The organism is Staphylococcus sp. GW821-FHT11H10, from assembly GCF_058807855.1.
In genome coordinates this window covers 2,559-23,285 of the sequence record NZ_JBXARC010000024.1, presented here as the reverse complement: position 1 = coordinate 23,285, position 20,727 = coordinate 2,559, and the positions used below count along the sequence as shown (strand labels likewise).

The following is a 20,727-nucleotide window of genomic DNA, read 5'->3' as shown; positions in this document are numbered from 1 at the left end:
TTGGCAGTATCTAGCCTATTTCTAATTGGTGATGTTTTCATAATATGTTATAGTAACGTTGTTATTAATGTAAAAGGAGCTATCAACTATGAAAATTATGAATAAATTAATTGTTCCAGTAACTGCGAGTGCTTTACTTTTAGGTGCATGCGGTTCAAATGCAACAGATTCAGAAAGTAATACATTAATCTCTTCTAAAGCTGGAGATGTAAAAGTAAAAGATGTAATGAATAAAATTGGTGACGAACAAATTGCTAGTACGTCATTTAGCATTGCGTTGAATAAAATTCTAGCTGATAAATATAAAGATAAAGTCGATACAAAAGATATCGATGATGAAATTAAAAAAGAACAAAAACAATATGGTGGCAAAGATCAATTTGAAAGTATGCTTAAACAGCAAGGTATGTCTTTAGATGATTATAAAGAACAGAAAAAACTTGCCGCATATCAAAAACAATTATTAGCTGATAAAGTTAAAGTGTCAGACAAAGAACTTAAAGAAAACACTAAAAAAGCTTCTCATATTTTAATAAAAGTTAAATCAAGCAGTAGTGATAAAGAAGGTTTATCAGACAAAAAAGCTAAAGAGAAAGCTGAAAAAATTCAAAAAGAAGTTGAAAAGAACCCAGATAAATTTGGAGAAATTGCTAAGAAAGAATCTATGGATTCTTCAAGTGCCAAAAAAGATGGTTCTCTAGGTTATGTAGTTAAAGGACAAATGGTAAGTAAATTTGAAAAAGCACTATTTAAACTAAAAGAAGGTCAAGTTTCAGATGTGGTTAAAACGGACTATGGTTACCATGTCATTAAAGCCGATAAAGAGAGTGATTTTGATAAACAAAAATCTAAACTTAAAGCTAAACTAATCGAACAAAAGGTACAAAAAGATCCTAAGATTTTAACAAATGCGTATAAAGATTTATTGAAAGAATATGATGTAGATTATAAAGACAGTGATATCAAGAAAGCTGTAGAAAACACTATTTTAAATCCTGAGAAACTTAAACAACAACAGTCATCTTCAGATAGTTCTTCAGCTGCATCAGGTTTATCTTCATAATTTTCATAGTATTAACATTAAATCGTAAGGGAGCAAGTCTTAATTCTTAACGAATTGATTGACTTGCTCCCTTTCTCGTGTTCAAAATTGTATAAAACAAGCGTTTTTACCCACTACATTGTCTATTCATTAATTGACATTGTAAGGTAAAAACGCTTTTAAATTAGTCTAATTTTTCCGGATTGTAGAATTGTCGATTTTCCATACCAAAAATTCTTTCAGTAAATTGACCTTTATCTGTTTTCTTAAATGCTTTTTCAAACATATTCATTTTTGCATCAATATTGTCGATAAAGAATAATATTTCCGCTTCTTTTAAATGTGGCAATTTAGGTGATCCAAATTCCATTTTTCCGTGATGTGCTAAAATCATATGACGAAGTAACATCACTTCTTCACCATCAATTCCTAACTCTTTCGCCGCTTCCGCAACTTCATCACTTGCAATTGATATATGTCCTAACAAATTACCTTCAACTGTATATGTTGTAGCCACTGGACCACTTAATTCCCTTACTTTACCTAAATCATGCAAAATAATTGAACTATACAACAAACTACGGTTTAACAATGGATAAATGTTGCATAATGACTTAGCTATTTCTAGCATTGTAAGCACGTGATAACTTAGTCCACTTGCAAAATTATGATGGTGTGAACTTGCTGCAGGATACGTAAAGAATTTATCTTGATATTTTTTCAATAAATGACGTGTTATACGTTGTAAATTAGCATTTTCAATATCTAATATATAGTGTGAAATATTTTCTTGGATTTCATCCGGAGATAAAGGTGCACCAGCAACGAAATCTTGAGTCTTAAATCCGTCTTCTGGTTTAGCTAATCTAAACTGATTGACTTTCATCTGTTTACGACCTCGATAATTAATCACGTCACCTTTAACCCAAACAATTGTCTCAGGTTTAAGAATCTGCATATCTTCTTTACTAACAGTCCATAGTTTGGCTTCAATATCACCACTTTTATCTTGTAAGAATAAAGTCATATAGTCTTTTCCTTGAGCAGTAACACCTTGTGTAGCTCTATGAATTAAGAAGAAATTTTCAACCGAGTCTCCTGGATTTAACTTTTCTACATTTCTCATCGTTTTCCGCCTTCCTCTAATTTATTTAAAATTAGCATCTCTTTAGAAGGAATTGCAGTATCTTTCATGCAAGTGAAGTATAACACTTGATAATCTTTCGCTAATTCTCTTAAATAGTTTAACATCATTGATTTTCTTTGTTTATCAAAATGAACAAAAGCATCATCAATAATTATTGGGAATGGATAATAAGGTCTTAAAATCTTAATCAAACTAATTCTAAGTGCAATATATAATAATTCTTTCGTTGATTGACTTAGTTCAAGTGGATGATACATTTGGCCATTATTATGTTTAACCATTATTGTATCATTTTCATAATTTATCATATTATAATTCCCTTGTGTAAGAGCCGTAAATATATTTACAGCTTCATTTATAACTTGAGGTAATCGTTTATCTTTAATTTGCTTAATATGTTCATTTATTAATGCTTCTAAGTAACTTAAACTAGCCCAATCTTTAGCTAAATCATTCATTCTATTCTTCAAGTTATAATACTCATGTCTTAACTTAGATAATGTTTTATCTGTCTCCATGTAATTAATTTGAGCGGTTAAGTCACTAACTTCAGTTTGTTTATCTAAATACTGATCGTTATATGCATCAACTTGTTTAGCAAGAAGCGCATCTTCTTCTTCCAATTGAGCAGTTGTTTTTTCGCTCAAATTCGAACTATCTTCGTAAGAGAAATTTTGATTTTCGAGATACGCAGTTAAATCTTTAAATCTTGCAAGTTGTTGGTGATACAATTGATATTGCTCGTAAGATTGATAATATGCTTCTTCACTTGAAACATTGATATAAGTAAATAATGTATTAATAGTTTTTTCATTTTCTTCTAATTGTTCTTTTAATTGTTTCAATTCATTACTTAATAACTCAATTTGACTTTTAAGTTGTTCTTTCTTCTCTTTATTACTTTCGTATTTAGAAATCCAGTTCTTCATATCATTAAATAGTGAAGCTTTATTAAATGGTGTGATCTCATTTTCAGTATTTTTAAGCGCTTTATCATAAAAATGCGTCAATTTTTGATTTACTTGTTGATGTTGATCCAATAATTTACTACGGTAACTGTCATTTGATTTAAGTTGATTCATTGTTTTAAAGCTATCTATTAATAAATCATCTGTCATTTCATTAGGTACTTTCACATTTTCTTTAACTGCATTTAATTTTTGAGTTAAGTTATTGATTTGTTGTTCTGTATTTTGCAGTAAATTCTCTTGATGATTTAATTTATTAGCTAATACACTCTTATTGTTACTTGCATTACTCCAACGTTCACGAAGTTGAAATTGTTGATCTAAGTCGAAGTTTAAATCGTAATTAGATTCCAAATCATTAATTTGTTGTTCCAAATCATTAATCTCTTCACTAATTGATTCACTGTAATCAATTTCTTTTGTCTTAACCAAGAAAGTACCAACAATAAATATGACAGTTAAGATTGCAAATATAACTCCGAAAATTAAATTTTGAGTCACAAATGAGAATAGTGTTAAACCCAGACCAACTATAGATAACACTATAAAACTTAATCTAAGCCACCAATTTCGCTTTTGTTTTCTTTCTTTATCAGAATTAAAAGTATCTTTAAGTTTGTTATACAGATTCTCTTTCTCATGTAGTTCTAACTTTTGTTGATTATATTGTTTCTTTTTATCCAGTGAATCTTCAGAAACCAAATCTTTTTCCAAGTTTTCTATTTCCTGAGATAGCGTATTTTGTTCAATTTGGTTTTCATCAATAGCTCTTTCAATTTGTTGTTTTAACACTTTTTGCTCATTTCGCGTCTTGATGGTTTTACTAACATAATTTTTCATAGATTCAGAGGTATCTGTATTGTGATAAACTTCTTGCCAACCAATACTTGTTTTCAAATCAGCTTCTTGACGCTCGTAATCATCAATTTCTTGCTTAAGTGAAGAAGATTTCATTTCAGCTTGTTGAATTTCATTTTCATCACGAGTTAAATGATAAATATGATTAGCTGTATCTTCGTTCAAAGCAGGAATTGCATTAAATTCATTCTCTAATTGTTTTAATTTCTCTTCACGCAAACTTATATCTCTTGCTAGAGATTGTTTGTAATTTGAAGCTGTTTCATAACGCTCGATCCCTTTTTCCGGAAAACTTAATGGCTCAATATTAAGTTTTTGCTCTAAATCTTTCCATTCTTGGGCTTGTTCATGAATAGCAAGTTGCTTTTGTTTACTTTCATGCATTTTTGATAATTGGTTTAGATTGGCTTTTAAATGTTCCAAATGACGTTGTGATTTATCTCTATCATCAACTAAACGATGATAGTCATCTAACTTAGACTCTTCTTCTCTTATTTGGGCTTCAAGGTTTTTCAATTCATCGAGCTGTTGATTGAGTATTGGGTTTTTTCCAGCCTTTTTATAAAGCGTGGTTTTCTTTTGACTGACCATTTTATTCATCATTGTGAACTCAGAAGAACCTAATGCACCTGCTTCAAGTAAATAACTTTGTAACTGGTCCTCATCTAAGTTACGGTGAATATCTTGTAATCCAAGCACATTAAACGAGAATATACCTTGATAAGTTTTCTTAGAAATGTAATTTAATTTTTTCTTGAGCCAAGCTTCGTCTCGAATCAAACCATTTTCTAAGTGAACTTTTACATCACCTGAAATGCTACCTTTAACTCTCTCTACTACGATCTCTGATTGGTCATCTATTATAAGCGTAAGTTTTCCCCCATACTGGTTACCCATACGTGGTTCAAGTCGAGGTTCTTTTTCTTTTTTCGTTGGAAAGCCAAAAAGTATAGAATGTATGAAAGCTTGAATCGTTGATTTACCAGCTTCATTCTCACCGAAAATTTCCGTAAATTCACGGTTGAACTCTATTTTACGATGCACAAATTGACCATAGCCATAGATCTCTAAAGATTTAATGATCATCACTTTCACCTCTCATGTCTGCCTTTAAAATGTTCTCAGCGCGATTAACAAGTTCAACAGTATCAAACTCAGTATAATCTTCTAAATATTTGGATGCTCTAGGGTTTAAATATAATTCAGTCATCGCCTCTTCAAACACTTTATTATCTTTGATTAAATCAGCTGAAAATTCTCTTACAAGAGGTACTTCATCCATTTGCATATAATTAAATGTGAGCGTTTCTATGATTACGAAATGATGTTCATTTTCTTCATAGTCATCAATCATTTCTTTAATTTGACTAATGTCTTGTGAAGAAATGGGTCTATCACTGTCAACATTTACAGTTAATCTATAAAAAGCCTTTCCATCAGAACGTACACTTTCTTTGAAGGATTGAATTGCTTCATAGATACCTTGTTTTGTAAGTTTGTCAGTATTGATAGTAGCTTCTTCAAATCTAATTTGTTGCGTTGGAATAAAAGTAACGTTTAATCGTAAATGGTCGCCTTCTACCAATAAACATCCCTTAGGTCCTTGCTCACCAAAATGACGTCCTTGAATGTTTCCAGGATAGTAAATTGGAGGCATATCACTTAATTCTTGTCTTTCATGAATATGGCCAAGTGCCCAATAATGATATAGTTTTTGATTCAAATCTTCTAAAATAAATTCAGTATAGCGATTTTTAGTTGAAGATTTACTATAAGTACCGTGTAACATTCCAATATGAATACCTTTTTTACCTTGGCTAGATGGATACTCATCAATTTTATTTTCATAACTTGTATCATGTTGATAACTAAAACCATGTACAAAAATTGTCTCTCCATCTTTAGTGATAGCTTGATATGTTTCTACTCTATTTGAGAAGACCGAAACATTATCTGGCCAATCATTAGTAATTTTTTCAGTAAGTGGATCATGATTACCATAACTTATGTAAACGAAAATTTGTTCTTTTTCTAATCGCATAAATTGTTCTTTCAAGAATACTTCAGCACGCAACGTACGATTCTCACTATCAAATAAATCTCCAACGATGAGAACAAAATCAACTTCTTCTTTTAATGCTGTATCGACAATCTTCTTAAAGCTTTCATAAGCACTGTTTTGAACATCTTCAAAAATTGATGGCGCCAAATGACTTTTAGATTTAAAGGGGCTGTCGAGATGTAAATCTGCACAGTGAATAAATTTTATCATTGAAATTAGCTCCTTAATTGCATCTTCGTTTATCTTTATGTATTCCTATATTTTACCATAACTTATTTATTTGGGTCGATGAACTTATATATTAAAAAAGCTACAAAGCTTTCAATTGAAAGCTTTGTAGCTTATTGTGCTAACAATTAGTCAGCGTAAATTTCATCTAAAGGTTTAACAATGATTTGGTTAATTTCTTGGAATACTTGACTCATTTTTTGCTCAGCTTGCATTAATTCAGAAATATTTTCATCTTTTTCAATTGCTTGAGCTTGTTCTTGAGCTTTTGCTAAATCTTCTTCAGGAATTTCTTCACCTTGCATTTGTTTTTGTTGGAAACTTAATTGAGTTTCACGGAACTCATCAAATAATTTTTTTGATTCTTCATTATCTTTAACTTTAGAAAAAGCATCTTTAATAGCTTTATATTCATCACTATCTCTTAATGCTTGTTCTAGTTGATTTGCATAATCATATAAATTTACTGCCATGTTTGTTTGCACTCCTTAGTGAAAAGTAATTTTGACAACTCTTTATTACCATAACATATTATTTATAGTTAGACAAAGATTGCGACTATACCTTGGAAGAATCCTATAATACCACCCAAAATGAAACCTAAAGACATGATAAGTTTTAACTCTTTATTAGCGATTTCAATAATTAATCTTTCAATATAATCTAAGTCAAAGGTATTAATTTGATTTTCAACCATCTGACGTAAATTTATTTTTGTCATTATCGTTGATAAATGATTAGATGCTTGTTTAATTATTAAATCAGTAATTGTATTAGCAACTCCTACTTGAATTTGATCAACTAATTTTGGTGTTAACTTACTGATTGGAGTATCCATTTTTTCATTTAATTGTAAATTTGTAATGACTAAATGCACCAAGGATTCACTTATATTTGTAAATTGTTCTTCTTTAACAACATGACTTAAAGGTTGAGATTTTAATGTTTCATATTCATCTCGAATCACTTTGTCAATAATAACTTTTGCTTTAGGATGTCTTGTTAAACGTATTAGTTCATGTTGAACACGTTCAGCAATACTTTCTTTAGTCATAAACATTTGTAATAATCCAACGATTTTACCTTTTTCAGCAAAAAATGTATCTAGCATATCGTAAATATCTCTAGCACCTTTATCTGAAGAAAGATAATTACGTGCACGTTCTCGAATTAAATCTCCTGCTTGGTCTAATTTTTCATCGACCATAGTTATTACGTCTGCAGGAAGAATTTCATTAATTGATGTTGCCTGTTTATCATAGTAATAATTATTCAATTTATTTATTATAGTTTTATCTAACTTATTGTTAATGAGGTCATCAAGATCAAGATCAAAATCAAATTGATTTGCAAACTTTCGTATTGTAGCATCGTCACTTTTTAGTTTAGACAATTGCTTTATTACTAAATCATTGATTGCTTCACGCGTATTTGGTTCATTTAACTTTTGAAGTATAACTGACTCTGTTATCAAATGTTCTTCAATCACTTGACCTATCTTAGTAGCAATTTCTTCTCTTCTTTTAGGAATTAGACCAGGTGTAAATGGTATACGCATCTTGAATATATAATATGGTTTAAATGGATGGAATAACATTCTTATTGCAATTACATTTGTTACACCTCCAATTACAGCCCCTACTACTACCATAAATAGGATAACTAAAAAAGCTTGCATCTCGATTTCTCCTTAAAAATTATTTTCACAATATGATGATTATATCATTTTAGAATATATGGTTCCTTAATTTTACTTTTCATTAAAATTGAAAATGCTGAATTGTTTTGAAAATAAAAAAATCGAGCCGCGATATCAAATATCTTAGGCTCGTCTTTTAATTAATATCAAGTTAAACTTAAGCTGAGAATTTCTTGATATAAGATTAATCTCAGTTCAGTCAGTTTTACAACTAAGCTATGTAGTCTCAGAACATTATGTTCGCCATAAGTAATAACCACACACCTTGAATGTATATAAATTAAAAGTGATTAAATCTGGTGTGATTCTTCTATCACTTTCATATTAAATCATAATATTTTAACTACTATTAAACGTGCATTAATTCTTCTTTAGCATTTCTGTTAAAGTATGTTTCAGCTTCTCTTAATTTTGAAGTGCCAAAGATAGGTTGCTTTTCAGAATTTAAAACTCTATATATGTTGCTTACTTTATTACTTTGTAACATAAAACCATTACGTGTTTCGATAGTATTCCAATAAATATCACTTGTTGTTGAATGATTTGGATATGCACAATGATTACGTGAAATAGTTTGAACAATTTCTAAAGGATCGCAACCAAACGTATTATTTAAAACATCTGAATCTCTGAATAATGCACAAATTGAAACACATGTTGTCCAGTTTGGTAACACACGTTCTTTCTCAATTTGAACTAATGTTTTTTTTGAAAGGCCAATTGTTTGAGCCATAGTATCTTGCGTATAGCCCGCTTCAATTCTTACCATTTTAAATTTTGTTTGAATTAAATCTGTGAAACTCTGTCTATCCATATTTTATTCTCTACCTTTCTAATAGGGGTTAATTTATCCGGACACAAGAAATTGCAATAATACACATTTCTTGAAACACAAATTACATCTTAATATATTTTCAATAAAATGAAAAGAGGAATTTTTGTTTTTGTATACAATTTCATTAATGGCGAAATTATCAAAATAATTAAATTAATTTATTTGCTAACTCACTTCTAATAAGCCTTTACATTTTAATTGTATTTTCATTCCTACCTCTTTCACGATTTATTATATTACACTCTATACAAGTTTATTTTCAATAGCATAAATTGCTGCTTGTGTACGGTCTGTTACACTTAACTTATTAAATATATGACTAACATGTGTTTTTATTGTTTTTTCAGAAACGAATAACGTATTTGCAATTTCTTTGTTCGTTTTACCTTTTACCATTTCAGCTAATACTTCTATTTCTCGTTTAGATAGCTTATTAGTGTTATGAGGTTTTGAAGACACGGTCTCTATTACACTTTGTGCTTCTGGATGAATAATCCGTTTATTATTTAAAACGTCATGTATGGTTTGAATTAATTTTTGAGGCTCAACATCCTTCATTTCATATCCATCAGCCCCTTTATTAATAGCTGAAATAACATGTTCATCATCAACATAACTTGTTAATACCAATACTTTAATATCAGGGAAATGAGATTTCACGTATTCTGTCACTTCAATACCATTCATTTCAGGCATTACCAAATCAAGAAGGATGATATCTGGTATATCATTTTCATTTAAATAATTAATTAAAGATTGACCATCCGATAAGCTTGCCAAAACTTCCAAATCAGCCACCGTCGATAAAAGGAATTCCAATCCTTGTCTTACAATATGATGGTCATCAATCAATATGACCTTAGCCACAATTTTTTCTCCTTTCACCAATTTACAAAGGAAGCTTTAAAGAAAGCGTTGTTCCTTTGTTAGGCATTGTATCTATTTTAACTTGTCCATTTAATGCATAAATTCGTTGACTTATATTTTTTAACCCTTGTGATGAGGTATTAGTTTCTTTGTTCATATCGAAACCAATTCCTTCGTCTTTTGCAATAATGATCAACTTTTCTTTATCTTGTTTTAAAATAATATGCACTGAATTAGTTTTAGCATGTTTTTTAGTATTATTTATACATTCCTGTAATATCCTATAAACGTTCTCTTCTACGATATTCGATAAACTAATAATTCCCTCAACATTTATTGTTAGTTTTATATTTAGAATTTGCGCATATTGATTTAATGCCTGCACCAAACCATGCTCAAGACCTACTGGTTTAAGTTGCCAAATTAGTGTACGCATTTCATTAACCGCATTTTGACTTGTTTCTTCAATTGTCTTAAAAGCTTTTTTCGCAATTTCATCTGTCGTTATGTCATGTGCTGCATGAGCGGTCAATTTTAATGAAAATAATAATTGGTTTACTGAATCATGTAAGTCTCTTGCTAAACGATTACGTTCATTTAATCTAGCTGCCTCTTTTTCTTGATCAGTTAAATATATGCGTTTAATTGCAGAGCCTATCTGTAAAGCGACCGATTCTAATAGGGCTAAATCCTGTTCGCTATAACGCGTAGTATATGGTGATGCAACATTGAGTAAACCATATTGTTCTGTGCCAGAGCGTAGTGGCACTGTAGCATGGTGTGTTACACCTTCCGTTTCTGCTTTATATGCTTGATTTGCTAAATTTATTCTAGAACAATTGATTATGTTAGAAGCCTTCGTTAAACGCTCATTATGATACGCAGTGACACACCAACAAGATCCCTCTTTCATATAACAGCAATTATCCTTCTTTAATGCACCTGGAAGATCAACATCAGCTACCATCTCATGATGGCCATTATTATCTATAAAGAAGATCCAACCAGTTGTAAAGTTACTACCATTTATTAAATAATTTAAAGCACCGTGCATCATATTATATAATTCTGTTTCCTCATTGAGATATTCTGCTATTTCTTTTAATAATGCTAAGCGTGTTGGTTTTTCCATGAAATCGCCTCAGTTACTCATATTTGCATTAGTCTTATTATACAGTGAGATTTACATTTTTAAAAATGTAAAAATGTTTAAGTTACATATTATTATTTATTATGAAATTCGTAAGATTATGATTAATATACGTTATTAGCAATCTGAGATATGGTATGATTAATGCGAATGCTATTAGGAGGAAATTATGAAGTTTAAAATACATGAGAATTATAATCAAAATACTTTGAGAGAAATTTTTCAATCATTGAAATTGCCTAAGAAAGACTTACATCAGTTAAATATGTCAAAAGATATAACTATTAACAATCACCCTGCGAAATTAACAGATAAAGTGGTTATCGGGGATGATATCTACATTCCAACACCAGTAGAAAAAAGTAATTACTTACCTAGTTATCGTTACGCACAAATTAGTTATGAAGATGATGATTTAGCTATTGTCATGAAACCTAAAGGCGTTAAGACGCATCCAAATGATTTAAAAGAGAGTAACACTTTAATGAATCATGTTATTTATACATTAGAAAGTGATTATGTCGAACCTATTCATCGCTTAGACCAAGAAACAGTTGGTTTACTCATTGTAGCTAAGAATCCTCTAATGAAAAAAATTCTAGATCGTATGTTGGAAGAAAATGAAATTACTAGAATATATAAGGCTAATGTTAAGTCATTATTACCAATTAAACCTCAAACTATTGATAGTCCTATAGGTAAGGATAAATTCCATCCTAATAAACGACGAATTTCTAATACAGGTCAACGAGCGATTACGCATATTCTTTCCTCTAAAATGATTAAAGAAGGCGTATGTCAATTGGATATTAAACTAGATACGGGTCGTACCCATCAAATTAGGGTTCATTTAGCTGAAATTGGTCATCCTGTTATAGGCGATCCTTTGTATGGTGATTCTACATTACGCCAACTAGAACTTAATAGTCATAAAATTGAGTTTAAACATCCACTCACTCAAGAATTAATATCAGTTAGTTTGGATGATGAATAAATAATAAGGAGTAACTATCGATTCATAGACAGTTACTCCTTTTATTAGTTATATGTGGTTGCTTTTTAGTGTGGGTCAACCATATCCTCAGGCTTAATCCATTCTTCAAATTGCTCTTCTGTAACATGACCAGATTGAATAGCAGATTCTTTTAAAGTTAACCCTTCTTTATGTGCTTTCTTAGCTATTTGAGCAGCTTTTTCATAACCAATGTGTGGATTTAGTGCAGTAACTAACATTAATGATTGATTTAAATAATTATTAATGTTTTCTTCAATTGGTTCAATGCCGACTGCACAATTATCATTAAACGTTTGCATACCATCTGCAAGTAAGTAAATTGATTGTAATGTATTATGAAGAATTACTGGTTTAAATACATTTAATTCAAAATTACCTTGAGAACTTGCAATACCAACTGTAGTGTCATTACCCATAACTTGTACTGCAACCATAGTTAACATTTCACATTGTGTTGGATTTACTTTACCAGGCATGATAGATGATCCTGGTTCATTTTCAGGAATTGAAATCTCTGCAAGTCCCGCTCTAGGACCAGAAGCTAACCATCTAATATCATTGGCGATTTTCATTAAGTCTGCTGCTAAGGCTTTTAACGTACCATGTAATTGCACGACTTCATCATGTGAAGTCAACGCATGGAATTTATTTTCAGATGATACAAAGTTATATCCAGTATTCTCTGAGATAAATTTAGCAACTTTATTACCAAATTCTGGATGTGCATTAATACCTGTACCTACGGCAGTTCCACCGATAGCCAAACTTAAGATATGTTTTTTTGATTCAGCTAATAATTCTTCACATTTATCTAACATATAACGCCAGCCACTAATTTCTTGACCTAATTTAATTGGTGTCGCATCTTGTAAGTGTGTACGTCCAATTTTAATAATTGATTGGTATTTATCTTCTTTTTCTTTAAAAGTATCACGTAAATGTTTTAATGCAGGTTCAAGTTTTGTTTCAACTTCATGATATAATGCAACATGCATTGCTGTTGGAAATGTATCATTTGAACTTTGAGATTTATTCACATCATCATTAGGATGAATCGATTCATCGATACCTTGTTCTTTTAAATATTTATTTGCTACGAAGCTGACTACTTCGTTAACGTTCATGTTACTTTGCGTACCGCTTCCTGTTTGCCAAACAACTAGTGGGAAATGTTCATCTAATTCCCCTTTTAAAATTAAATCACAAGCGTAAACGATTGCATCTTTTTTAGCATCGCTTAGTTTTCCTAGTTCATGATTTGCTAATGCTGCACCTCGTTTTAATTGAGCAAATCCATATACTACTTCAATTGGCATACGTTCTTTACCTACAGGAAAGTTTCGTTTACTTCTCTCCGTTTGTGCACCCCAATATTTATCACCAGGTACTTCAATTTCTCCGAATGTATCGTGTTCAATTCTTACTGACATGCGATAATCTCCCCTTATACAATTATTTATTCATAGTATAGCATTATTTAAATTAAAGGGGCAATGCATTACTAAAGCGGTTTCAATAATACAAATTTATATCATAGATATAAAAAAATAACGATTGAAACAATGATTTAATGTCCCAATCGCTACTATCTTTGAAAAAATTTTGTCTTATCGTAATTGACCGTTGCTCGCTTAAGTTAGACTTGATATTTAACTTTTACTGCTTTAATAACAGCTAAAGCACTCAAAATATAAAATATAATACTTAAAGTTATTGTAATAGGACTTATTTGAACTAGAAATCCTATAAAACCAGTGAATTGCGTATAAATATCATTTAAAGAATAAATTAAAATACCAGTTATTAAAATACAACACAACACACTTATGAACACTCCTGTTTGATTACTCTTAATAAAAGGCTGAGCACTAATATTATCAATTAAGCCTTTAGATAAATTTAATTGTAATTTTATGATTTTAAACAAAATAGGTAAGTAAAGTGCACCGAATGCTATTGGAAATCCTTTGATAGAAAGTAAACTAATTATAATTGTGGCAATCGTAAGTGGAAGCCAATATTTATGTAACATTTTAAGCTCTCCTTATACATTTTCATTGAATTTTATTTTACCATAATTTTTATAGCATTAAATTGAATTAAATGATTGATTGATCAAATTACGCACTCAAATGACAATATATATTGCTTCATTAAAAAAATAACCTAAGACATCTTTAACATCTTAGGTTACTTAGTTCATAACTAATATTTATTTTGTTAATTATCATCAAGTTTTAATTTACTCATGCGATTGATTCAACTTGTCCTCGTCGTTTTCTTCAGAAATTTGTTCCATTTCTTTACCCAAGGTTTTCAAGTCATCTAAATCTTGAACCATCGCATTTTCTTCCTCATGATAATTTAATTCTGAATCTTTATTTTTAGTCATAACTCAGACCTCACTTTTAAATTTAAGCAAATCTAGCAGTGAAATATTCTTTAACATCCTCAGGTAAACCTTCTGCAGCTGCTCTATCTAAAACAACTGTTACCATTCTATGAGCTTTTAAATCAGATGGTTCAAAGCTAGATTTACCATTTTCTTCATAAAGTTTTTTAACAACTTCACGTTTATTAGCACCAGTCACAACTAATACTACTTCACGCGCTTTTAATAATCCTTGTCTTACATTTACATTTAAACTACCTGATTCATCAATAGAAGTAACTTGTAAAATTAATTTACCTTTATTTTCTTTAGTTTTAATTTTGTCATCAATTAAAGATTCTGCATCATCGTCAAGATTAATTGGATAAATTTGACTAGCAGGTACACCTAATGCTTCATAGTAAGAGCGATTATCGTCATAATCTAAGATATTTACTTGACTAAAATCAACCGCATTATGATCTACATCTTTCTTTAACTCATCTAAAACAGGTGCAGCATCCTTTGTTAAATGAATTCCCGCAATAGTTGTAGGGTTATTATTAAATTGCTTTCTAATGATATCTGCTGTGTACTCAGCTACATGTTCTACATCATTAAATACTTTAAAGTTCATTGCCATTGTCATTACACTCCTCTTAGTTCATCAATGTCATATAAATAACGTATTATTCGTTAAATTACCCTATTAGACACTAAATCAAACTATTTTAAAAATGTTATTATAAATCACTAATAAATATAACATTTTTTATTAAATAGATGCATTGAATTTTAACTAACAAACTACTTATTAGGATAAGCCTGGGAAATTTTGTTGTCGCAATGCTTCATAAATTAATAAAGCGGCTGTGTTAGATAAATTTAACGATCTGATATTTTCACTCATAGGAATTCTTAATGCCGTGTCAGCGTATTTGTCTTTTACCCAATCCGGTAATCCAGTCGTTTCTCTTCCAAATATAAAATAATAATCTGTATCTTCTTTAGAAAAATCAAAATCACTATACGTTTGTTTTCCAAATTTAGTTAGTAAGTAGTACTCACCTTGAGTAGCATCGAAAAAGTCTTCAATACTATCATGATAAGTAATATTTACATGCTCCCAATAATCAAGGCCAGCACGTTTTAACATTTTATCATCAGTACTGAAGCCCAAAGGCTTAATTAAATGTAAATGTGTGTTCGTTCCTGCACAGGTACGTGCAATATTACCAGTATTTGCAGGAATTTCTGGTTGAAATAAAACAATATGGTTTGTCATTTAAAGTTTCCTCATTTCTAGTCCTTTTATCATTTCATTTTGAACTTCTTCAATTTCATTTTCATAGTTTGCAACTATAAATTCACGTGCATCTTCACCTTGAATTTGGCCAATCGCCCAGTATGCCGTCCCTCTTATCATAGGTCTTGGATCATTTAATGCAACTTCCTTAAGTTCTGGTATTGCTGTCTCTTCATTAAAATGTGCTAAAGCTATGATTGCATTACGTTGAATTGGTTTTTTACCTCGCCAAGCACCAGCTAAATGCCCATATGTTTGTTTGAATTCTTTATTGCTCATTTGTAATAACGGTACCAATCTTGGTTTTAGAATCTCAGGTTCTAGTATAATGTCATCATGTGTTGTATTGATTCCCCTATTTCTAGGACAAACTTGTTGGCACGTGTCACATCCATATAAGCGATTGCCTATCTTATATCTATATTCATCTTGCAAATATCCTTTAGTTTGAGTTAAAAAACTAATACATTTTTGAGAATTCAATTGACCATTTCCAACAAGCGCCCCTGTAGGACATCTATCTACACAAATTGTACAATCTCCACAGCTATCAAGTAATGGATCATCAGGTTCAAATGGGATACTCACTAACAATTCACCTAAATAACTCCATGTTCCTAAATCTGGATTAATAATAAAACCATTACGTCCAGCAAATCCTAAACCTGCTCGTTCAGCAACGGCCCTATCTGATAATACACCAGTATCAACCATACTTTTTAATTCTACATCAGGAACTTTAGATTGAATAAAATCAGCAAGTTTATCTAAACGTTTACGCATAATAGAGTGATAGTCTTGCCCCCAAGAGGCACGAGCAAACATACCTCGGCGATCACCTCTGACACTTTTAGGCGCACCTTTAAGCTTATTCGGATATCCAACAGCAATTGCTATAATTGAGCGTGCGGTAGGCAAACTTAATTTTGGCTCAGTTCTTAATGAAATATCTGACTCTTCAAAACCCGAAGCATAGCCATTTGCATGATAATCTTCTAATTTCTTTTTAAGTTCATCAAATGGATCGGCAGTAGTAAAACCTATACTATCAATACCTATTGAATATGCATAATCGATGATTTCTTGTTTAAGCCAATTATAATCCAATTTATTTGCCTCCTTAAAAATGATACATATGACATTTTAACATAATCCACATTATGAAATCGTTATTTATTTATATAATAATTGAACACTTTCCTAGTAAATATTCCAGTTCAATTTAAAAATAGCGAGTTTGAAACATGAAATAATGTCTCAGACTCGCTGTTATTTGTTTACTTATTATAAAACTCTTGATAAAAAGTTTTGCGTTCTTTGATGTGTTGGTGATTGAAATATTTGCTGAGGTGAACCTTCTTCAATAACATACCCATCTGCCATAAATATAACTTTATCACTCACATCTTTTGCAAATCCCATTTCGTGTGTAACAACAACCATTGTCATTCCTTCTTTAGCTAAATCTTTCATTACCTTTAGCACATCATACACTACCTCTGGATCCAATGCAGACGTAGGTTCATCAAACAATATAATATCTGGATGCATAGCCAGTGCCCTTGCAATCGCAACTCTTTGTTTTTGTCCTCCAGATAATTGAGAAGGATATACATTTGCCTTATCTTCAAGTCCAACTTTTTCTAATAAAGTTAATGCCTCTTGTTTCAATTGATTTAAATCGCTTTTATTTAATAACTTAGGTGCCAATATGATGTTATTTAATACAGTTTTATGTGGAAATAGATTAAAATTTTGAAAGACCATGCCCATTTTTTGACGTAATTTATTTAAGTTATTTTTGTGATTAGAGAGTTCATTACCTTCGAATATAACCCTTCCATTTGTCGGTGTTTCTAACAAATTCATACATCTTAATAAAGTGCTTTTTCCACTTCCTGATGGTCCTATAATCGCTAATACTTCACCTTTTTTAATCTCTAAATTAATATCCTTAAGCACTTCATTTTTTCCAAATTTTTTATTTAAATTTTCAATTTTAATCACTTGCTTTCAGTCTCCCTTCGATTAAACTCATTAATCTTGATAATGAAAAAGTTAATACAAAGTACATACATGCTGCTATGATTAATGGCGTAAATGGATCAAATGAAATACCTTGAACAACCTGTGCATTAAACATAATTTCACCAACCCCAATTGTAGATATGATTGATGATTCTTTTATTAAAGTTACAAATTCGTTTCCTAGCGCTGGCAATATATTTTTAAAAGCTTGAGGCAATATGATATGAATCATTGTTTTTGAGTAGTTTAACCCCAAGCATTGTGCAGCTTCAGTTTGGCCTTTATCAACTGCATTAATTCCAGCTCTAATTATCTCAGCAATATAGGCTGAAGAATTAATAACTAAGGCAATCGTCCCACAAATTAAAGCAGAAATGTCTAATCCTAAAAGCGCGGTAGTGCCAAAAAATACGATAAACACTTGCACTAACATCGGTGTTCCTCTTAAAAATTCTATATATATTGTTGCGGGTAAAGAAATAATTTTAAACTTACTTAATTTTGCAAGTGCAATAAATGACCCGATTATTGCTCCACATACAACACCAATTAAAGAAATTATTATAGTGTTTTGTAATCCTTTTAAGAAAAAAGTTCCATACTTTTGAATAAAGCTTCCATCATCAACCATTTGTTCTGAAGCAATATCCATATATTTATTAATTAAATGTTTATTTTTAACATCTTTAATAGAATGATTTAAGTGTTCTAATAAAATTGGTGAGTCTTTCGGTAGTGCTATAACTGTGGGTTTCTTTTCTTCATTGAAAGAAACATGGACAATATTTAAATCCTTATTTTGCTTAGCATAAGCATCTGCTACTGGTTTTTCGATTACTAAACCATCAATTTTTTTACTTTTAAGTGCCAAAATTGCATCTGGTAAACGATTTAATGAACTTATTTGTGCATTTTCTATTTCTTGCTGTGCAATTTTTTCTTGTTCACTGCCCTTTTGAGCTCCTATTTTTTTATTATTAAAATCACTCAACTTATGGAAGGTATCATTATTATTTTTTCTAATTAACATAACATTTCCTGTTTCCATATATGGTTCGGAAAAATCAACTTCTTTTTTTCTTTCAGGTGTTGTTGTCATTCCTGATATAATTATGTCAATTTTTCCAGTTTTCAAAGCTCCAAGTAGGCTATCAAATTGCATATTCACTATTTTTAACTTTAAATGATTATCTTTGGCAATTTTTTTTGCTAATTCAATATCTACACCAGCATACTCTGTTTTACCATTTTTAGTTTTTTCAAATTCTAATGGTGCGTAATCAGCTGATAATCCTACTCTTAATTCACCCCTATCTTTAATTTTATTCCAAGTTGCATCTTCATCAGCTAATGCCATTGGTTGTATGTATATCAATGTCAAACTAATTAAGATTGCTATCGCAAGTACTTTTGTTAATTTTTTCATAAGCAACCTCCTTTAATTAATTCATTATTATACACATAATCGCATTAATATACAATAAAAATTTTAAAAAAGAGTGAAACAAAATTCGATTTGAATCTTTGTCTCACCCTGACAGGTTAACTAGAGTTGAGAAAAGGTCAATATAAACACTTTCTCAATTCAGTTAAAAGCTTTGAATTAAATTTATTTCATTATATAAATTAAACTTTTGTACATACATCTTAATTGCTATTATTGCTTAGGAATTTCGAATTTGTATATACCATCATGATAGCTTGGTATTAATTTTTTGCATATTTCATGTATAATGAATGCACTCACAAATGGAATAACAAAATAGCCGAAAACGAGCAAAATAATAATTATAGTAGCGTCTCCAGACATTCTATTAAATGCATTAATCGGTCCTACCAAGCCTGTATAACCAAATCCGGCAGATAAAGGTGTGCCTTTAATACCTATAGCATATGCCAATACACCAGAAACGATACCATTTAAAGTTAAAGGAACTGCAATAATTAAATGTTTTAAATAGACTGGAATCATCATCTTCGCTGCACCTATAAGTAAAACAATATTAACCCCCATAGAGTTAACTCTTATTGAACCGAATATAAAAGTCACACAAGCTGCGACAATGCCCATGTTAGCAGCACCACTTCCCAAACCAGTTAAACTTATAGCTGTTGCTATGGCGACTAATGAAATAGGTGTAACCATTAACAATGAGAAAGTCACACTTATTAGTATAGACATAATTAAAGGATTAAGATCAGTGAATGAATTTACCATATGGCCAAGTCCTTTAGTAATTGTTTGTACATAAGGTAAAGTTAATAAACCAATTAATGCACTTAATACAGGTATTACAACCGGTAATATAATCATTTCAAGTGAGCCTAATTTTCCTTGTAAAAACATATATATTGCACAAGCTATAATTACAACTAATATGATATTGATTATATCTCCAATCCCTTTTAAAACAATGCCCTTAGCTGTAAATTGAACCGCTCCAGATCCAAGCATTGCGGCTATGCCTACCATACAAGAACCTGCCCCATTAAACTTAAATTGATGTGCAGCTAAAACACCGATAATAAATGCCATGAATGATTGAATTATCATTACTAATTGAAACACAGTTTCGAGCATTGGATGTGCATCCATAAATAATTTCAAAAATTCTCCTAATAACGCATTTGGCAATAAAGCTAATACTACTCCAGCACCTACCGCATTTAGAATATTACTAAAAAAATACTTTAAACTTACACGTTGTTTACTCATAGTAGCCTCCGTTTTTAAACATTAGCTTTATCTTAGTACAAACTAATGTGTTTAACAATATGAACATTTCTTTTTTAATCAAAAATTAATGCTAATTTTAAAAAATACCATTGCTAAAACTTAACATAAGAAGTTAAACAATTATAAATATAATAGTTCAATAACTGATACTTAACCACTGACTAGAAAATTGAAAAATTGAAATCAATTAAAAAACAAAAAAAGTGGAAACGTTGCTAAAACAACATTTCCACATTAAGAATTATACCGGCGGTCGGGGTCGAACCGACACTCCAATACAGGAACGGGATTTTGAGTCCCGCGCGTCTGCCAATTCCGCCACGCCGGCTCAATTTTTGATAAATAAAAAACTTCCATTTGGAAGCAAAAACATGGAGCGGAAGATAGGATTTGCACCTATATCTCGTTCCGGGA

Annotated in this window: 19 protein-coding genes and 1 tRNA gene; 2 read left to right on the top strand and 18 right to left on the bottom strand. The window is 30.6% G+C overall.

Annotated elements, in window-relative coordinates:
- Positions 1-88: 88 nt before the first annotated feature.
- Positions 89-1,063: a peptidylprolyl isomerase PrsA gene (gene prsA, locus AC1RRU_RS10810; RefSeq protein ID WP_011275422.1), complete on the top strand. Its 975-nt coding sequence runs from the start codon at positions 89-91 to the stop codon at positions 1,061-1,063.
- A 163-nt stretch (positions 1,064-1,226) separates the two neighbouring features.
- Here the strand turns inward: prsA and yhaM are convergent, their stop codons facing one another.
- The 8 genes from yhaM to AC1RRU_RS10770 form a co-directional block, all read right to left on the bottom strand.
- Positions 1,227-2,168: a 3'-5' exoribonuclease YhaM gene (gene yhaM / locus AC1RRU_RS10805; RefSeq protein WP_016931340.1), complete on the bottom strand. Its 942-nt coding sequence runs from the start codon at positions 2,166-2,168 to the stop codon at positions 1,227-1,229.
- Complete coding sequence (locus AC1RRU_RS10800) at positions 2,165-5,101, bottom strand: ATP-binding protein (protein ID WP_493196589.1); 2,937 nt, start codon at positions 5,099-5,101, stop codon at positions 2,165-2,167. The genes yhaM and AC1RRU_RS10800 overlap by 4 nt, the downstream gene beginning before the upstream one ends.
- Positions 5,091-6,287, bottom strand: a complete 1,197-nt coding sequence (locus AC1RRU_RS10795; RefSeq protein ID WP_070855309.1) for a metallophosphoesterase family protein — start codon at positions 6,285-6,287, stop codon at positions 5,091-5,093. Before AC1RRU_RS10795 ends, AC1RRU_RS10800 begins: the two co-directional genes overlap by 11 nt.
- 146 nt (positions 6,288-6,433) lie before the next feature.
- The gene (locus tag AC1RRU_RS10790; RefSeq protein ID WP_011275418.1) at positions 6,434-6,778 is read right to left on the bottom strand and encodes a YlbF/YmcA family competence regulator; all 345 of its coding nucleotides are present in this window, start codon (positions 6,776-6,778) and stop codon (positions 6,434-6,436) included.
- A 68-nt stretch (positions 6,779-6,846) separates the two neighbouring features.
- Complete coding sequence (locus tag AC1RRU_RS10785) at positions 6,847-7,983, bottom strand: DUF445 domain-containing protein (RefSeq protein ID WP_011275417.1); 1,137 nt, start codon at positions 7,981-7,983, stop codon at positions 6,847-6,849.
- Positions 7,984-8,353: 370 nt separating this feature from the next.
- Complete coding sequence (gene xdrA / locus AC1RRU_RS10780) at positions 8,354-8,818, bottom strand: XRE family transcriptional regulator XdrA (RefSeq protein ID WP_011275416.1); 465 nt, start codon at positions 8,816-8,818, stop codon at positions 8,354-8,356.
- A gap of 264 nt (positions 8,819-9,082) precedes the next feature.
- Positions 9,083-9,706 carry a response regulator gene (locus tag AC1RRU_RS10775; RefSeq protein ID WP_011275415.1) on the bottom strand — a complete coding sequence of 208 codons (624 nt, stop codon included), beginning with the start codon at positions 9,704-9,706 and terminating at the stop codon, positions 9,083-9,085.
- 22 nt (positions 9,707-9,728) lie between these two features.
- The gene (locus tag AC1RRU_RS10770) at positions 9,729-10,838 is read right to left on the bottom strand and encodes a GAF domain-containing sensor histidine kinase (protein WP_011275414.1); all 1,110 of its coding nucleotides are present in this window, start codon (positions 10,836-10,838) and stop codon (positions 9,729-9,731) included.
- A gap of 187 nt (positions 10,839-11,025) precedes the next feature.
- Between AC1RRU_RS10770 and AC1RRU_RS10765 the strand changes: the two genes are divergently transcribed.
- A complete protein-coding gene (locus AC1RRU_RS10765) occupies positions 11,026-11,850 on the top strand; it encodes an RluA family pseudouridine synthase (protein WP_011275413.1) in 825 nt (274 codons plus the stop codon).
- 65 nt (positions 11,851-11,915) lie between these two features.
- Here AC1RRU_RS10765 and fumC read toward each other — a convergent pair whose 3' ends face one another.
- From fumC to AC1RRU_RS10715, 10 genes are all read right to left on the bottom strand, one after another.
- Positions 11,916-13,301 carry a class II fumarate hydratase gene (gene fumC, locus AC1RRU_RS10760; RefSeq protein ID WP_011275412.1) on the bottom strand — a complete coding sequence of 462 codons (1,386 nt, stop codon included), beginning with the start codon at positions 13,299-13,301 and terminating at the stop codon, positions 11,916-11,918.
- Between the two features lie 206 nt (positions 13,302-13,507).
- Positions 13,508-13,903, bottom strand: coding sequence for a hypothetical protein (locus AC1RRU_RS10755; RefSeq protein ID WP_011275411.1), 396 nt, complete (start codon positions 13,901-13,903; stop codon positions 13,508-13,510).
- Positions 13,904-14,113: 210 nt separating this feature from the next.
- Complete coding sequence (locus AC1RRU_RS10750) at positions 14,114-14,263, bottom strand: SAS053 family DNA gyrase inhibitor (RefSeq protein ID WP_011275410.1); 150 nt, start codon at positions 14,261-14,263, stop codon at positions 14,114-14,116.
- 22 nt (positions 14,264-14,285) lie between these two features.
- Positions 14,286-14,885 carry a 6-phosphogluconolactonase gene (locus AC1RRU_RS10745; protein ID WP_011275409.1) on the bottom strand — a complete coding sequence of 200 codons (600 nt, stop codon included), beginning with the start codon at positions 14,883-14,885 and terminating at the stop codon, positions 14,286-14,288.
- Between the two features lie 171 nt (positions 14,886-15,056).
- Positions 15,057-15,527: a tRNA (uridine(34)/cytosine(34)/5-carboxymethylaminomethyluridine(34)-2'-O)-methyltransferase TrmL gene (gene trmL, locus AC1RRU_RS10740; protein ID WP_011275408.1), complete on the bottom strand. Its 471-nt coding sequence runs from the start codon at positions 15,525-15,527 to the stop codon at positions 15,057-15,059.
- Entirely contained in the window at positions 15,528-16,655 is a 1,128-nt protein-coding gene (queG, locus tag AC1RRU_RS10735; RefSeq protein WP_011275407.1) for a tRNA epoxyqueuosine(34) reductase QueG, read from the bottom strand. It lies immediately after the preceding gene.
- 177 nt (positions 16,656-16,832) lie between these two features.
- On the bottom strand, positions 16,833-17,555 hold the full coding sequence (locus AC1RRU_RS10730) for an amino acid ABC transporter ATP-binding protein (protein WP_016931345.1): 723 nt from the start codon (positions 17,553-17,555) through the stop codon (positions 16,833-16,835).
- Entirely contained in the window at positions 17,548-19,002 is a 1,455-nt protein-coding gene (locus AC1RRU_RS10725; protein WP_136745040.1) for an ABC transporter substrate-binding protein/permease, read from the bottom strand. Before AC1RRU_RS10725 ends, AC1RRU_RS10730 begins: the two co-directional genes overlap by 8 nt.
- 231 nt (positions 19,003-19,233) lie before the next feature.
- Positions 19,234-20,292 (bottom strand): PTS sugar transporter subunit IIC, encoded by a 1,059-nt coding sequence (locus AC1RRU_RS10720; protein WP_016931347.1) that lies wholly within the window; start codon positions 20,290-20,292, stop codon positions 19,234-19,236.
- A 265-nt stretch (positions 20,293-20,557) separates the two neighbouring features.
- Positions 20,558-20,641: transfer RNA gene (locus AC1RRU_RS10715), tRNA-Leu, on the bottom strand.
- Positions 20,642-20,727 lie beyond the last annotated feature (86 nt).

Bases quoted from the DNA above. Each gene is read 5' to 3' on its own strand.
- AC1RRU_RS10725 (WP_136745040.1), bottom strand. From the start codon at position 19,002: ATGAAAAAATTAACAAAAGTACTTGCGATAGCAATCTTAATTAGTTTG.
- trmL (WP_011275408.1), bottom strand. From the start codon at position 15,527: ATGACAAACCATATTGTTTTATTTCAACCAGAAATTCCTGCAAATACT.
- AC1RRU_RS10800 (WP_493196589.1), bottom strand. From the start codon at position 5,101: ATGATCATTAAATCTTTAGAGATCTATGGCTATGGTCAATTTGTGCAT.
- AC1RRU_RS10720 (WP_016931347.1), bottom strand. From the start codon at position 20,292: ATGAGTAAACAACGTGTAAGTTTAAAGTATTTTTTTAGTAATATTCTA.
- AC1RRU_RS10750 (WP_011275410.1), bottom strand. From the start codon at position 14,263: ATGACTAAAAATAAAGATTCAGAATTAAATTATCATGAGGAAGAAAAT.
- yhaM (WP_016931340.1), bottom strand. From the start codon at position 2,168: ATGAGAAATGTAGAAAAGTTAAATCCAGGAGACTCGGTTGAAAATTTC.
- AC1RRU_RS10785 (WP_011275417.1), bottom strand. From the start codon at position 7,983: ATGCAAGCTTTTTTAGTTATCCTATTTATGGTAGTAGTAGGGGCTGTA.
- AC1RRU_RS10770 (WP_011275414.1), bottom strand. From the start codon at position 10,838: ATGGAAAAACCAACACGCTTAGCATTATTAAAAGAAATAGCAGAATAT.
- fumC (WP_011275412.1), bottom strand. From the start codon at position 13,301: ATGTCAGTAAGAATTGAACACGATACATTCGGAGAAATTGAAGTACCT.
- AC1RRU_RS10755 (WP_011275411.1), bottom strand. From the start codon at position 13,903: ATGTTACATAAATATTGGCTTCCACTTACGATTGCCACAATTATAATT.
- AC1RRU_RS10745 (WP_011275409.1), bottom strand. From the start codon at position 14,885: ATGGCAATGAACTTTAAAGTATTTAATGATGTAGAACATGTAGCTGAG.
- prsA (WP_011275422.1), top strand. From the start codon at position 89: ATGAAAATTATGAATAAATTAATTGTTCCAGTAACTGCGAGTGCTTTA.
- xdrA (WP_011275416.1), bottom strand. From the start codon at position 8,818: ATGGATAGACAGAGTTTCACAGATTTAATTCAAACAAAATTTAAAATG.
- AC1RRU_RS10795 (WP_070855309.1), bottom strand. From the start codon at position 6,287: ATGATAAAATTTATTCACTGTGCAGATTTACATCTCGACAGCCCCTTT.
- AC1RRU_RS10790 (WP_011275418.1), bottom strand. From the start codon at position 6,778: ATGGCAGTAAATTTATATGATTATGCAAATCAACTAGAACAAGCATTA.
- AC1RRU_RS10765 (WP_011275413.1), top strand. From the start codon at position 11,026: ATGAAGTTTAAAATACATGAGAATTATAATCAAAATACTTTGAGAGAA.